The sequence below is a fragment of the Streptomyces coacervatus genome (assembly GCF_029223485.1).
Lineage (GTDB): Bacteria > Actinomycetota > Actinomycetes > Streptomycetales > Streptomycetaceae > Streptomyces > Streptomyces coacervatus.
This window is the reverse complement of record NZ_JARHTP010000001.1, coordinates 389,903-402,562: the sequence shown is the minus strand read 5'-3', so window position 1 is coordinate 402,562 and position 12,660 is coordinate 389,903. Positions and strand designations below refer to the sequence as shown.

Sequence of the window (12,660 nt, the reverse complement as noted above, 5' to 3'; positions counted from 1 at the left end):
CATGACCGAGCAGCAGCTGCCCGCCTGGGCCGACCCGTCCGTCTCCCCCGCCCGCCTCGACGCCCAGGGTGTGTCAAGACGCCAACTCCTGCGCCGCGCAGGTCTGTTCGGCGCCGCCTTCGCGCTCGGCGGGGCCGCCACCCCGGCCGTCGCGGCCACCGGCCCCGGCTTCGGCGGCGACGACCCGCGCCTCGCCTACCTCGTCGGCGACCACCACGTCCACTCCGTCTACAGCCACGACGCCAAGTACACGTTCTCCCAGCAGGCACAGGCCGCCGCCAAGTACGGCCTGGACTGGATGGTGTTCAACGAGCACTCCAACTTCGGGCACGCCCACTACGGCGCCGCGCTGGAGCACCAGGAGATCCTCAAGGCCCGCGCCGAGAACCCGCGTCAGCTGATCTTCCAGGGCCTGGAGTGGTACATCCCGGCCGCCGAGCACTGCACGGTGTTCGCCGCGCCCGGCCCGGGCGAGGTGGATCTCCTGACCCAGTTCGAGCTCGCCTACGACGGCAAGCTCCTCGGCTACACCGACGGCTCCGCGACCGGCGCCGACACCGCCCGCAACGAGGCCCACGCCGTCAAGGCGATCAAGTGGCTGGCCGAGCAGCGCCGTTCGGGCTACGTGGACGACGTCCTCGTCCTCGCCAACCACCCCCTGCGCCTGGGCATCGACTCCCCGCACGAGATGCGCAACTGGCGGGACGCGGCCCCCGAGATCATGATCGGCATGGAGGGCGCACCCGGCGCGCAGGGTGCGGCGATCCCCGGCTGGCGCAGCTCCACCTCCATTCGCGGCGAGTACGAGAACAAGCCGTCGGCGCAGTCCTGGTCTGGCTACCCGGCCGACGCCTACCTCACCTACGGCGGCTTCGACTGGGCGACCGCAACCGTCGGCGGCCTGTGGGACTCGATGCTGGCCGAGGGCCGACTGTTCTCGATCACCACCAACTCCGACAACCACCGCACCGTCTTCGACACCTGGAAGAACGGCGACTGGCCGGCCGGCCAGAACTTCGACAACACCGGCAAGCTCCCCGACCCGGTCGACACCGACACTCCGCAGCCCGGCAGCGACTTCTGGCCCGGCGAGTTCAGCCGCACCCATGTCGGCGTGACCCGCTACGGCTACCGCGCGGTGATGGCGGGCCTGCGCGCGGGCCGCGTCTGGCTCGACCACGGGCACCTGCTCGACGGCCTCGACGTCCGTCTGAAGCGGGACTGCGACGCCGGCCGTGGCGTCACCCTCGGCGGAAGGCTGCGCGTCCGCAAGGGCGAGAAGATCACGCTGTACGTCACCGTCACGACCGCTTCCCGGGCCAACCCGCAGGGAATCCTGCCCGAGTTGGCGCACGTGGACGTGATCCGGGGCGCGGTGCGCGGCCCGGTGACCGACCTCGACACCTGGAAGGCACCGGACACCAAGGTCGTACAGACCAAGGACGTGTCCGGCCGCAAGGGGACGTACACCCTGCGCATCCCGCTGACCGCCGGGGACGAGTCCTTCTACGTCCGGCTGCGCGGCAGCGACGGCAAGCGGCACGGCGCGGGGTACCTCGGTGCGGCGATCGACCCTGACGGGCCGATTCTGCACGAGCCTGGCAACGGTGACCCGTGGGCGGACACGTGGTTCTATTCGAACCCTGTGTTCGTCGACGTGGCCGGTGCGTGAGCGCTGCGCTGGCTGTGCCGTAGGGGGTCGTCGGTTGTCTGCGGCGCCATCGTGGCTGGTCGCGCAGTTCCCCGCGCCCCTTCAGGGCGTACCGCCCGGTCACGAAGTGATCCAACCCGTCGTACCGTGGCCGCATGACCGGTGAAGAGTCGTTGCGGCCCCAGTCCCTGCTGCTCACGTTCCTGGGTGACCAGGTGCTCGGGCGGGACGTCTGTGTGTACTCGGGCAGTGTGATCGACGTCTTCGAGCGCGCGGGGGTAGGCGAGCAGGCGACCCGTTCGACGCTGACCCGGATGGTCAAGCGGGGTCTGCTGCGTCGCCAGCGGGAGGGCCGCAGGATGTACTTCGGCCTGACCGAGCACTCGGCGGCGGTGCTGCGGGACGGCGAGCGCCGCATCTGGCAGACCGGCGCGGTCAACCGGCAGTGGGACGGCACCTGGACGCTGCTCGGCTTCTCGCTGCCCGAGTCCTGGCAGCGCCAGCGCCACGACCTGCGCTCCAAGCTGACGTGGAGCGGTTTCGGCCCGCTGTTCAGCGGTCTGTGGATCGCGCCGGGTGAGGTGGACGTGGCGGAGCTGGTGTCCGAGCTCGGGCTCGCCGCCCATGTGAAGGTCTTCCGTGCGCACGCCGACGCCGGCATGGACATCGGCTCGATGATCGAGGAAACCTGGGAGCTGTCCGAACTGGCCATGCGCTACGAGGAGTTCGTGCGCCGCTGGGAGGCCTGGGAGAGCCGGCTGCCGGACGCCGACGAAGCCCTCGCGCTGCGGCTTCGGCTGCAGGCCGAGTGGCTGCAGGTCATCCGCCGCGACCCGCGCCTCCCGGTCAAGCACCTGCCGGACGACTGGCCGGCGGAACGGGCCGAGAAGACGTTCCGCGCGGTGTACGACCGGCTCACGCCGCTCGCCCGGGAGGCCTCGGAGCGCCTTCTCGACCTGGTGCCGGTACGCCCCGATCAGGCGTAGAACCGATTCATGCGTAGAACCGCGACAGGCTCTGCAGCACGGCGGCAGGCTTCGCGGCGCCCTCGATCTCGATCGTGCCGTCGACCGTGATCTGTACGCCGCCCGGCACCTCCTCGACCTCCGCGAGCTTTCCGATCAGGCGGATGCGGGAGCCCACCTTCACCGGGGAGGGGAAACGGACCTTGTTCAGGCCGTAGTTGACCTTCGTGGTGACGCCCTGGACGTCCAGGAGCTCGGTGAAGAGGGGGATGAAGAGGGAGAGGGTGAGGTAGCCGTGGGCGATGGGGGCGCCGAAGGGGCCCTCGGCGGCGCGCTCGGGGTCCACGTGGATCCACTGGTGGTCGCCCGTGGCGTCGGCGAACGTGTTGATGCGTTCCTGGGTGACCTCGATCCAGTCACTGGTGCCCAGGTCGCTGCCGGCGAGCTTCTTCAGTTCGTCGATGCCGTTGACGGTGACGCTCATGCAACTGTCCTTAAGTTCGAACGGAGTTCAAGAGAAGGGAGTTCAGGAGTTGGTGCCGTAGCGCTTGCGCACTCGGGACTTGAGGAGCTTTCCGGAGGCGGTGCGCGGGAGTTCGTCCGCGAGGACCACCGACTTCGGGATCTTGTACTTGGCGAGCTGTCCGGAGAGTGACGCGAGGATCTCGTCGGGGTCGGGCGTGGCCCCCGCGCGGGGCACGACCACCGCGCGCGGCACCTCGCCCCACTTCTCGTCCGGCACGCCGATGACGGCGCACTCGACGATGTCGGGGTGGGCCAGGAGCCGGTCCTCGATCTCGGCGGGATAGATGTTCTCGCCCCCGGAGATGATCATGTCCTTGATGCGGTCGACGATGTAGACGTAGCCGTCCTCGTCGACACGGGCGGCGTCCCCGGTGCGGAACCAGCCGTCGGCGAAGGCCGCCGCCGTCTCCTCAGGCAGCCCCCAGTAGCCGGACATCACGGCCGGCCCGCGCGACACGACCTCGCCGGTCTCTCCGGGCTCGACCTGGGTGAGGTCGGGGCGCACGACGCGTACGTCCGTGAAGTACATCGGGACGCCCGCCGAGCCCGCCTTGGCGACGGAGTTCTCCCCGTCCAGGAAGAGCACGCCGAGCGCCTCGGTCATGCCGTAGCCCTGGAGGAAGGTCAGTCCGCGTGCCTGGTAGGTCTCGATCAGCGGGGTCGGCACGGGGGCGCCGCCGCAGCTGAGCATGCGCAGCGACGACAGGTCGGCGTCCGGCCAGCGCGGCTGGCGGGCGACCTGCTCGAACATCGCCGGTACGCCGAACATGTAGGTGATCCGATGCTGTTCGACGAGGTCGAGGGTGGCGGCCGGGTCGAAGGCCTCGACCAGGACGCACGCGCCGCCCTTGAGCAGCACGGGCAGGGTGAGCACGGTCAGCCCGGCGATGTGGAACAGCGGGGCGGAGACGAGGGCCCTGTCGTCGGCGAGGAGGTCCTTGTCGATGAGGAAGTTGACGCTGTTCCAGGTGACGTTGGCGTGCGAGAGCATCGCGCCCTTGGGGCGGCCGGTCGTGCCCGAGGTGTAGAGGATCAGGCAGGTGTCGTCCGCGGCGACGGGCTCGTCGATCGGTTCGTCGGGGGATCCGGACAGCAACTCCTCGTATTCCGGGCCCACTTCGAGATACACGCGGACGTCCGTGCTGCCCGGCAGTCCGGCCACCAGCCCCGCGTGCGAGGGGCCGTAGACGAGGACCTTCGCGCCGGAGTCGGCAAGCTGGTAGGCGATCTCGGGGCCGGCGAGGCGGGTGTTCTGCGGTACGAAGATCGCGCCGAGCATGCCCGCCGCGAACAGCGTCTCCAGGAAGGACGGGTGGTTGGGTCCGAGGTAGGCGATCCGGTCGCCGCGCCTGACGCCCCGGGCGCGCAGGGCGTGCGCGAGGCGGGTGGTGCGGGCGTGGAGCTCGCCGTAGGTGAGCGTCGTGTCGCCGTGGACCAGTGCGGTGCGGTGCGGGGTCTTGCGGGCCCGGCGTGCGGGCCAGGATCCCAGTCCCTCGTTGCGCATGTCCGGCCCCTTACGGTTTGGTCAGCCCGAGCAGACGGGCGGCGTTCTCCTTGAGGATCTTCGGCTTGACCTCGTCCTTGATCGGCAGCTTGGCGAAGTCGGCGAGCCAGCGGTCCGGGGTGAGGACGGGGTAGTCGGAGCCGAAGAGGACCTTCTCCTTCAGCAGCGTGTTGGCGTACTGCACGAGCTGCGGCGGGAAGTACTTCGGCGACCAGCCGGACAGGTCGATGTGCACGCCCGGCTTGTGCGTGGCGACGGCGAGGGCCTCGTCCTGCCAGGGGAAGGACGGGTGCGCCAGGATGATCTTGAGGTGCGGGAAGTCCGCGGCCACGTCGTCCACGTGGAGCGGATTGGAGTACTTCAGGCGGATGCCGCCACCGCCCGGGACTCCGGCGCCGATGCCCGTCTGGCCCGTGTGGAACAGGGCGATCGTGCCGGTCTCCTCGATCACCTCGTAGAGGTCGTACGCCACCGAGCGGTCGTTGGGGAAGAAGCCCTGGATGCTGGGGTGGAACTTGAAGCCCTTCACCCCGTACTCCTCGACCAGCCGGCGGGCCTGCTTGACGCCCGCCCTGCCGCGGAAGGGGTCGATGGAGGCGAAGGGGATCAGGACGTCGGAGTTGGCGGCCGCGGCCTCGGCGACCTCCTCGTTCGGGACCGGCGCGGTGCCGGTCGCGGACTCGGCGTCGACCGTGAAGATCACGGCGGCCATCTTCCGCTCGCGGTAGTAGGCGGCCGTCTCCTCCAGCGTCGGCTTCCGCTTGCCCTCGACCTTGAAGTAGGCGGAGGACGCGTCGTGCAGGTCGTCGTCCAGGGAGGAGTGGCCCTTGGAGGAGACCTCCGCGTGGGTGTGGACGTCGATCGCGACGAGTTCCTCGACGTTGAGGGTCGTCATGGTGTCAGGCCTCCGGGAACTTCGGGGCGGGGACGCCGACGCTCTGCAGTTCCGCGCCGACCGAGGTGGGGAAGGCCTCGGCCAGGGTGTCGGGGGTCCAGCCGCCGTCGGCGTACGCCGCCTTGATCTCCTGCGGATGCGACCAGATTGCCACCTTGTCGCCGCCGATGCCGATGGCCTGGCCGGTGATGGAGCGGGCGGCCTCGGAGGCAAGGAACGGGACGAGGGCCGCGCAGTCCTCGGGAGTGCCGAAGCCCTCGCCCTTGCGCAGGAAGTCCGGGAAGGGCTGCCCGTTCTTCAGTGCCTCGACGTACGGCGCGAAGGCGGGGATCGTCTCGGTCATCGCGGTCGCGGCGACCGGCACGATCGCGTTGACGGTGATGTTCGCGCGGCCCAGCTCCATCGACCAGGTGCGGGCGAACGCGGCGATGCCGGCCTTGGCGGCGGAGTAGTTCGTCTGCCCGAAGTTGCCGCGCTGCCCGGCCGGGGAGCCGACCAGGATCAGCGTGCCGCCCTCACCCTGCTCGCGCATCCGGACGGCGGCGGCGCGGGCGCAGGTGAAGGTGCCCTTGAGGTGGGTGGTGATCACCGCGTCGAAGTCGTCGTCGGACATCTTCCACAGCACCTTGTCGCGCAGGATGCCGGCGTTGGTGACCAGGATGTCGAGCCGCCCGAACTCCTCCACGGCCCGGTTCACGAGCCGCTCGGCGGCCTCGGTCGTGCCGACCGGGACGACCTCGGCGACGGCGCTGCCGCCGGCCTCGGCGATGGACTTCACGGCCGCCTCGGCCACGGCCTCGTCGACGTCGTTGACGACCACGGACGCGCCATGGGCGGCGAGGGCATGCGCGTAGGCGAGGCCGAGGCCCCGGCCACTGCCGGTGACGACGGCGACCTTGCCGGTGAGATCGATGCTGGGCACGAGCTGGTCCCTTCACATGGGGTGCGGCTTCGAGATCGAAGCTAAGAGCAATAATTGTTGACGTCAATAGTTGTTGATGACCTACGGGTGCGACATGCTGGAATCTGCACGACGAACTTCGCCCCCCGGGGGCCGAGACCAGGGAGCCCGCCATCACCCGCCAGCACGCCACGAACGCAGCCTCGATCGACGCGGACGAGCCATGGATGCGTGGGCTGCACGCGGATACGGGCTATCTGCTGTACCGCCTGGGCCTGCGCTCCGGGCAGCTGTTCAACACGTTCCTGCAGGAGTCGGGGCTGCGCCTGCGCCACTACGCGGTACTGCGCTTCCTGGCCACCTCCGAAGGCACCCTGCAGCGCGAGCTCAGCGCCCGTCTCGGCTACGACCCGAGCGCGATCGTCGGCCTGGTCGACGACCTGGAGAAGCTGGGCTTCGCCGAGCGCCGCCCCTCCCCCGACGACCGCCGCAGCCGGATCGTCGTCCTCACCGAGGACGGCCGCGCCTTCCTGCGCGACACCGACGAGGCGGGCCTGCGCGTGACGAACGAGCTCCTGGAGCCACTGGAGCCGACCGAGCGGAAGACGCTGCACGCGCTGCTGCTGCGGATCGCGGAGGACGGACTCGGCTGACACCCGGCCAATGTTGTGCAAGTCATTGACGGCCGACGCGCATGTGCCTAACTTCACCGGAGTTTCGTCCCGCACCCCCCACCGGAAGGGACCCCCGTTGAAGACCCGCACCTGCCTCGCCGTGCTGACCCTCACCCTGAGCGCGGCCACCGCTCTGCCCGCGCAGGCGGCCACCGACACCCACCTGGAGGGCCAACTCCCTTCGGGCGCCGCATACTTGATGGACGTGCCCGCCGGCTGGAACGGCACCGTACTCCTCTACAGCCACGGCTACCGGCCCGCCGGCGTGCCCAACCCGGCCCAGAACTCCCCCGACTCCACCACCCGCGACAAACTGCTGGCCGAGGGCTACGCCCTCATCGGCTCCTCCTACGCCACGACCGGCTGGGCGGTGACGGACGCGGTGCCCGACCAGCTCGCCACCCTCGATCTGTTCATCCAGAAGTTCGGCACGGCCCGGCGCACGCTCGCCTGGGGCACGTCGTACGGCGGCCTGGTCACGACGACGCTGGCCGAGCGGCACGCCGACCGCTTCGACGGGTCGTTGTCGATGTGCGGCCTGGTGCAGGGCGGCGTCGCCAACTGGAACAGCACGCTGGACCCGGTGTTCGCGCTGAAGACCCTGCTCGCACCCGGCGCGGACATCCCGCTCACCGGCTTCGCCGACCAGGCGGCCGCCGGCAGCGCGGCGAAGGCGCTCGCCTCGAAGGTCTCCGCGGCACAGCAGACCCCGGAGGGCAGGGCCCGGATCGCGCTCGCCGCCGCCCTGCACAACATCCCGGGCTACAACGCCACCACACAGACCGAGCCGGGCCCCGCCGACTGGGACGGCCAGGAGGCCAACCAGTACACGGCCGTCACCGGGCTGGTGCAGCTGCCCGCGTTCAGCTGGCGGCAGGAGGCCGAGAGCCGGGCGGGCGGCGACCCGTCGTGGAACACGGGCGTCGACTACACCGCGATGCTGGGCCGGTCCCCGCTGTACAAAGAGGTGACCGAGCTCTACAAGGAGGCGGGACTGTCCTTGCGCACCGACCTCACGGCCCTGAACCGCGCACCCCGGATCTCGGCCGACCCCGCGGCCGTACGGTGGATGCGGCACACCAGCGTCTTCAGCGGCCGGCTCAGCGACCCCCAGCTCGACATCCACACCACCGGCGACGGCCTGATCCCCGTCCAGGCCGAGAGCGCCTACCGGCGGGCCGCCGACGCGGGCGGCTCCGGCGCACTGCTCAGCCAGGCGTACGTCGACGGGCCCGGGCACTGCGCCTTCACCTCCGGCGAGATGACCGGCGCCCTGCACACCCTGGAGCACCGCCTGGACACGGGCCGCTGGGACAGCTCGGCCGCCGCGCTCAACTCCCGTGCCGCGCAGGAGGACCCGACGACCGAGCCGCGGTATGTGACATACCGCCCGGCCGGCTACCCCCGCCCGTACGACCTCGCCCACCCGGGAGACGCCCGGCCATGACCCTCCGCTCCGCGCCCGACCGGCTGCTGTCCGTGCTCGCCGCGTTCGACCACGAGCACCCGGCACTGTCCCTCACGGACATCAGCCGGCGGGCCGGGCTGACCCTCACCACCGCGCACCGCCTGGCCGCCGCCCTCACCGACTGGGGCGCCCTGGAGCGCGACGAGTCCGGCGTCTACCACGTCGGGCTCAGGCTGTGGGAGATCGCGGCGCTCGCCCCGCGCGGCCTCGCGCTGCGGCAGCTCGCGCTGCCGTACCTGGAGGACCTGTACGAAGCGACGCACGAGAACGTGCAGTTGGCGGTGCGGGACGGCGGGGAGGTCGTCTACACCGAGTGGATATCCGGCCACAGTGCCGTCGGGGTGCACATCCGGGTCGGGGCGCGCTGGCCGCTGCACGCCACCGGGGTCGGGCTGGCGCTGCTGGCGCACTGCGGTCCGGAGTTCCAGGAGGAGTACTGCGCGGGCCCGCTCGCGTCCTTCACGCCGTACACCGTCACCGAGCCGGCGCGGCTGCGTCGGGTGCTGGCCGAGGTGCGGCGCACGGGAGTCGCGGTGAGCAGCCGGCAGGTCACCGACGACGCCCTTTCGGTGGCCGCCCCGGTGCGCGGGCCGGGCGGCGCGGTGGTCGCCGCCGTGTCGGTGGTGGTGCCGCAAGCCGACGCGCAGGTACCGGTGCTGGTGCCCGCGGTGCGGCTTGCGGCACGCGGCATTTCGCGGGCGCTGGGCTGGCGGCCGACGAAGGAGCCGTAGAAGCCGGGGCCGAGGTCCGGTCAGCAGTTGCCGTGCATCGGTCTGCCCGCGAACCGGTCGGTGAGCCAGTCGACCGAGTCGCCGATCGCCTGCGGGTCGCCGAGGAGATGGTCGCCGGCGTACGACGTCCACTGCGTGGCCACCCCCGCGTCGCAGTAGGCGCGGCGTGTGCCCTGGCCGGTCTCGGCGGGGATCACCTCGTCGAGGAGGCCGCGGTACTGCAGGACCGGGAAGCCGATCTCGTAGCGGGCCCCGGATCCGGACGGGCCCACGCCGACGCCGAGTCTGTTGGTGTCGGCGACCTGGCCCCAGGTGGTGCCGTCGGGGCCGTGCAGAGCGTAGAGCTGGTCGAGGGTGAGCCGGTCCTTGGTGTAGTCCTCGATGTGGGCGCCGGTGAAGCGTGCGACGGTGCCGACGGCGCAGAGCGACTCGGCGTCCTTGACGGCCGTGCGGCCCTTGTCGTTGAGGAGTCCGTCGAACGGCATGTCCGGGTGGGTGACCGACAGGCCGATGACGGCGTCCACGAGGAACCCGGCGAACCCCCCGCCGTTGAGTGCCTTCGCCACCTGCCGCAGGTCGCCCGGCACCCCGCCGGACGCCACGCCCACGACGTTCACCTCGGGGGCGTACGACTTGGCGAGCTGCGCGGCCCACAGACTTCCCGAGCCGCCCTCCGAGTACCCCCAGATCCCGACCTGCGCATCGGGGCTCACCCCGCTGCCGGGCAGCCTCGACGCCGCACGTACGACGTCGAGGACCGCGTGTCCGGCGTCGGCGCCGGAGACATACGGATGGACCTGGCCGTCCAGGTATCCGGCGCCGTCGGTCGCCGCGACGGCGAAGCCGGCCTTGAGCAGCGCCGAGAGGTTCGGGCCCTCGTAGGCGTCCTGGTACTGGCCGGCGAGCTGCTTGGAGAAGGCGCACTGCGGTCCGATGCCCAGGGTGCCGGGCACGAAGGCGACCAGGGGCCGCTCGCCCGGGCCCTGCCACGCCTCCTTGGGCACGATCACCGTACCCGCGACGGTGTCCCTCCTGCCGTGGCCGTCGGTGGATCCGTACTGCACCTTCCACGCGTTGACCGCGGTGCCGCCTCCCAGCAGGGGCAGGGAGTCGACCGTACGGCAGGCGATGACGTCGCCCGGGGCGGCGCTCGCGCTTGCCGGCGGCCGGTAGATCGCGGTGTCGGCGTCGGAGCACGGCCCGCTCGTCCCGGCCGAGGCGGTCACGGCCGGTACGGCTAATGCTCCGCCGAGCAGGGCTCCGGCTGCGAGCACTGCGACTCTCCTCTTCACCATCACAAGGTCCCTTCTGCACGGTGAGTGGGAGCCGCGAGATTACGAACGAGTAGGTGAGCACTGCTAGTTAAAGGATGACAAACCGGCACCGGCTCGGCTGTGCTCCGCTGACTAGCGCCGTATATCCCTCTCACCGGCGAGGCGCCGTCCACGGGAGCCTCGGAATACTGGAACGGCCCCCTGCCTTCAGGAGCCGCTCATGTCCCCACCGTCCTGGTTCACGCAGGTTGCCGTGCGGCTGCGCACGGCGAATCCGTACGTCGTCGACACCGCCCTCGCCGCGCTCGTGCTGTTCGCGGTCTCGCTGCAGTGGCTCTTCCCCGACGAGGGGGACGACCGGCTGACCCTGCTGGGCTGGCTGCTGGGGGCCGCGACGGCGGTGCCGCTGGTGTGGCGCAGGCGGGCACCGTTCGCCACCGCGTGGGTCGTCTCGGCGGCCACGCCCGCGATGGCGATGTACCACGCGCCACCGCCGGACGTCCTGTACGGCGGTCTCGTCGTCCTCTACACCATGGCCGCCCGCACCCCGCCCTGGCAGCGGCGGCTGATGCTGGTGGGCTGGGTGATCGGGGCCACCGTCACCATGCATTTCAAGGAGGACGCCCGGCCCTTCGAGTACGCCTTCCATCTGCTGGCGATCGCCTGCGCGTACGCGCTCGGCACGCTGGCCCGCGTGCAGCGCGCCTACACGGCCGAACTGGAGGACCGGGCCCGCCGGCTGGAGCGGGAGCGCGCCGCGGACACCGCGCGGGCCATCGCGCAGGAACGCCGCCGGATCGCCCGGGACATGCACGACATCCTCGCCCACGCGGTGAGCCTGATGGTGGTGCAGGCGGAGGCGGGGCCGGTCGTGGTGCGCAGTGATCCGGAGCGCGCGGAGGCCGCCTTCGACGCGATCGCGGCGGCCGGGCGGGACGCGATGGCGCAGTTGCGGCGGATCCTCGGGGTGCTCAAGGAGGAGCAGCGCAACGGCACTTCACCACAGCCGGGTGTGGTGGCGCTGCCCGGACTCGTGCGCCAGGTCGCCGAATCCACCGGCCTGCGCGTGGATTTGCGCACCACGGGCGAGCCGCATCCGCTGCCCGCGGACGCCGAGGTCGCCGCCTACCGCGTGGTGCAGGAGGCCCTGACCAACACCGTCAAGCATGCGTACGCTGCCTGCGCGAGTGTCGAACTCGACTGGACGGAGGACGTGTTGACCCTCACGGTGACCGACGACGGACGGGGCCCGGCGGCACCCGGCGGCGGGCACGGGCTGATCGGCATCCGGGAGCGGGCCGCCGCGTGCGGGGGCAGCGCCGAGGCCGGGCGCGGTCCTGACGGCGGCTTCCGCGTCGTCGTACGCCTGCCCGCCGCGTCGGACCGGCAGGCGGCGCTGGGGTGAGCATCCGGGTGGTCGTCGCCGACGACCAGGAACTGGTCCGCAGCGGCTTCAGCATGATCCTGGAGGCGCAGCGGGACATCGAGGTGGTCGCCGAGGCCGGAGACGGCGCGGAGGCGGTCGCGGCCGTCCAACAGCACGCACCCGACGTGCTGTTGCTCGACATCCGCATGCCGGTCATGGACGGCCTCGAGGCGGCCCGGCGGGTGTGCGCGCAGTCCTGCTGCAAGGTCGTCATGCTGACGACGTTCGACCTGGACGACTACGTCTACGAGGCGCTGTACGCGGGCGCCAGCGGCTTCCTGCTCAAGGACGTGCGCCGCGACGACCTCGTGCACGCCGTACGGGTGGTCGCGGCCGGCGACTCCCTGCTCGCGCCGACGGTGACACGGCGGCTGGTCGCGGACATCGTGCGGCGCCGCCGGGAGGAGACCGCCACCGAGGTCACCCCGCAGCGACTGGACGCCCTGACGGCCCGTGAGGTGGAGACACTGCGGCTGCTGGCCCGCGGGCTGTCGAACGCCGAGATCGCCACGACGCTCTTCGTGAGCGAGCACACCGTCAAGACCCATGTCAGCAACGTGCTGAGCAAGCTCGGCCTCCGGGACCGGGTGCAGGCGGTGATCTGCGCGTACGAGACGGGGCTCGTGATGCCGGGGGCCTCCTAGCC

General features: G+C 71.2%; 12 protein-coding genes. 7 read left to right on the top strand and 5 right to left on the bottom strand.

Going from position 1 to position 12,660, the window contains the following annotated elements:
- The first annotated feature begins 1 nt into the window (after window position 1).
- A complete protein-coding gene (locus P2Q00_RS01765) occupies window positions 2–1,672 on the top strand; it encodes a PHP domain-containing protein (RefSeq protein WP_275768752.1) in 1,671 nt (556 codons plus the stop codon).
- A gap of 134 nt (window positions 1,673–1,806) precedes the next feature.
- The gene (locus tag P2Q00_RS01760; RefSeq protein ID WP_275768750.1) at window positions 1,807–2,637 is read left to right on the top strand and encodes a PaaX family transcriptional regulator; all 831 of its coding nucleotides are present in this window, start codon (window positions 1,807–1,809) and stop codon (window positions 2,635–2,637) included.
- A 7-nt stretch (window positions 2,638–2,644) separates the two neighbouring features.
- Here P2Q00_RS01760 and P2Q00_RS01755 read toward each other — a convergent pair whose 3' ends face one another.
- Genes P2Q00_RS01755 through P2Q00_RS01740 form a run of 4 tightly spaced genes read right to left on the bottom strand, consistent with a single transcriptional unit; the run spans window position 2,645 to window position 6,462 of the window.
- Complete coding sequence (locus P2Q00_RS01755; RefSeq protein ID WP_275768748.1) at window positions 2,645–3,100, bottom strand: MaoC family dehydratase; 456 nt, start codon at window positions 3,098–3,100, stop codon at window positions 2,645–2,647.
- A 42-nt stretch (window positions 3,101–3,142) separates the two neighbouring features.
- A complete protein-coding gene (locus P2Q00_RS01750) occupies window positions 3,143–4,645 on the bottom strand; it encodes an acyl-CoA synthetase (RefSeq protein ID WP_275768746.1) in 1,503 nt (500 codons plus the stop codon).
- Window positions 4,646–4,655: 10 nt separating this feature from the next.
- Complete coding sequence (locus tag P2Q00_RS01745; protein ID WP_275768745.1) at window positions 4,656–5,540, bottom strand: amidohydrolase family protein; 885 nt, start codon at window positions 5,538–5,540, stop codon at window positions 4,656–4,658.
- A 4-nt stretch (window positions 5,541–5,544) separates the two neighbouring features.
- Window positions 5,545–6,462 carry an SDR family NAD(P)-dependent oxidoreductase gene (locus tag P2Q00_RS01740; RefSeq protein ID WP_275768744.1) on the bottom strand — a complete coding sequence of 306 codons (918 nt, stop codon included), beginning with the start codon at window positions 6,460–6,462 and terminating at the stop codon, window positions 5,545–5,547.
- 206 nt (window positions 6,463–6,668) lie between these two features.
- Between P2Q00_RS01740 and P2Q00_RS01735 the strand changes: the two genes are divergently transcribed.
- The 3 genes from P2Q00_RS01735 (at window position 6,669) to P2Q00_RS01725 (ending at window position 9,314) form a co-directional block, all read left to right on the top strand.
- Window positions 6,669–7,094, top strand: a complete 426-nt coding sequence (locus P2Q00_RS01735) for a MarR family winged helix-turn-helix transcriptional regulator (RefSeq protein WP_275768742.1) — start codon at window positions 6,669–6,671, stop codon at window positions 7,092–7,094.
- A gap of 97 nt (window positions 7,095–7,191) precedes the next feature.
- Entirely contained in the window at window positions 7,192–8,562 is a 1,371-nt protein-coding gene (locus tag P2Q00_RS01730) for an alpha/beta fold hydrolase (RefSeq protein ID WP_275768741.1), read from the top strand.
- Entirely contained in the window at window positions 8,559–9,314 is a 756-nt protein-coding gene (locus P2Q00_RS01725; protein ID WP_275768739.1) for an IclR family transcriptional regulator, read from the top strand. Before P2Q00_RS01730 ends, P2Q00_RS01725 begins: the two co-directional genes overlap by 4 nt.
- 20 nt (window positions 9,315–9,334) lie before the next feature.
- On the opposite strand, the gene P2Q00_RS01720 is transcribed toward P2Q00_RS01725, so the two are convergent.
- Window positions 9,335–10,606 carry a lipase family protein gene (locus tag P2Q00_RS01720; protein WP_425579685.1) on the bottom strand — a complete coding sequence of 424 codons (1,272 nt, stop codon included), beginning with the start codon at window positions 10,604–10,606 and terminating at the stop codon, window positions 9,335–9,337.
- A gap of 202 nt (window positions 10,607–10,808) precedes the next feature.
- Between P2Q00_RS01720 and P2Q00_RS01715 the strand changes: the two genes are divergently transcribed.
- Complete coding sequence (locus tag P2Q00_RS01715; RefSeq protein ID WP_275768737.1) at window positions 10,809–11,993, top strand: sensor histidine kinase; 1,185 nt, start codon at window positions 10,809–10,811, stop codon at window positions 11,991–11,993.
- On the top strand, window positions 11,990–12,658 hold the full coding sequence (locus P2Q00_RS01710) for a response regulator (RefSeq protein WP_275768736.1): 669 nt from the start codon (window positions 11,990–11,992) through the stop codon (window positions 12,656–12,658). The genes P2Q00_RS01715 and P2Q00_RS01710 overlap by 4 nt, the downstream gene beginning before the upstream one ends.
- Window positions 12,659–12,660 lie beyond the last annotated feature (2 nt).

Excerpts from the sequence above, each read along its gene's own strand:
- P2Q00_RS01765 (WP_275768752.1), top strand. The coding sequence starts at position 2 with ATGACCGAGCAGCAGCTGCCCGCCTGGGCCGACCCGTCCGTCTCCCCC.
- P2Q00_RS01760 (WP_275768750.1), top strand. The coding sequence starts at position 1,807 with ATGACCGGTGAAGAGTCGTTGCGGCCCCAGTCCCTGCTGCTCACGTTC.
- P2Q00_RS01755 (WP_275768748.1), bottom strand. The coding sequence starts at position 3,100 with ATGAGCGTCACCGTCAACGGCATCGACGAACTGAAGAAGCTCGCCGGC.
- P2Q00_RS01750 (WP_275768746.1), bottom strand. The coding sequence starts at position 4,645 with ATGCGCAACGAGGGACTGGGATCCTGGCCCGCACGCCGGGCCCGCAAG.
- P2Q00_RS01745 (WP_275768745.1), bottom strand. The coding sequence starts at position 5,540 with ATGACGACCCTCAACGTCGAGGAACTCGTCGCGATCGACGTCCACACC.
- P2Q00_RS01735 (WP_275768742.1), top strand. The coding sequence starts at position 6,669 with ATGCGTGGGCTGCACGCGGATACGGGCTATCTGCTGTACCGCCTGGGC.
- P2Q00_RS01725 (WP_275768739.1), top strand. The coding sequence starts at position 8,559 with ATGACCCTCCGCTCCGCGCCCGACCGGCTGCTGTCCGTGCTCGCCGCG.
- P2Q00_RS01715 (WP_275768737.1), top strand. The coding sequence starts at position 10,809 with ATGTCCCCACCGTCCTGGTTCACGCAGGTTGCCGTGCGGCTGCGCACG.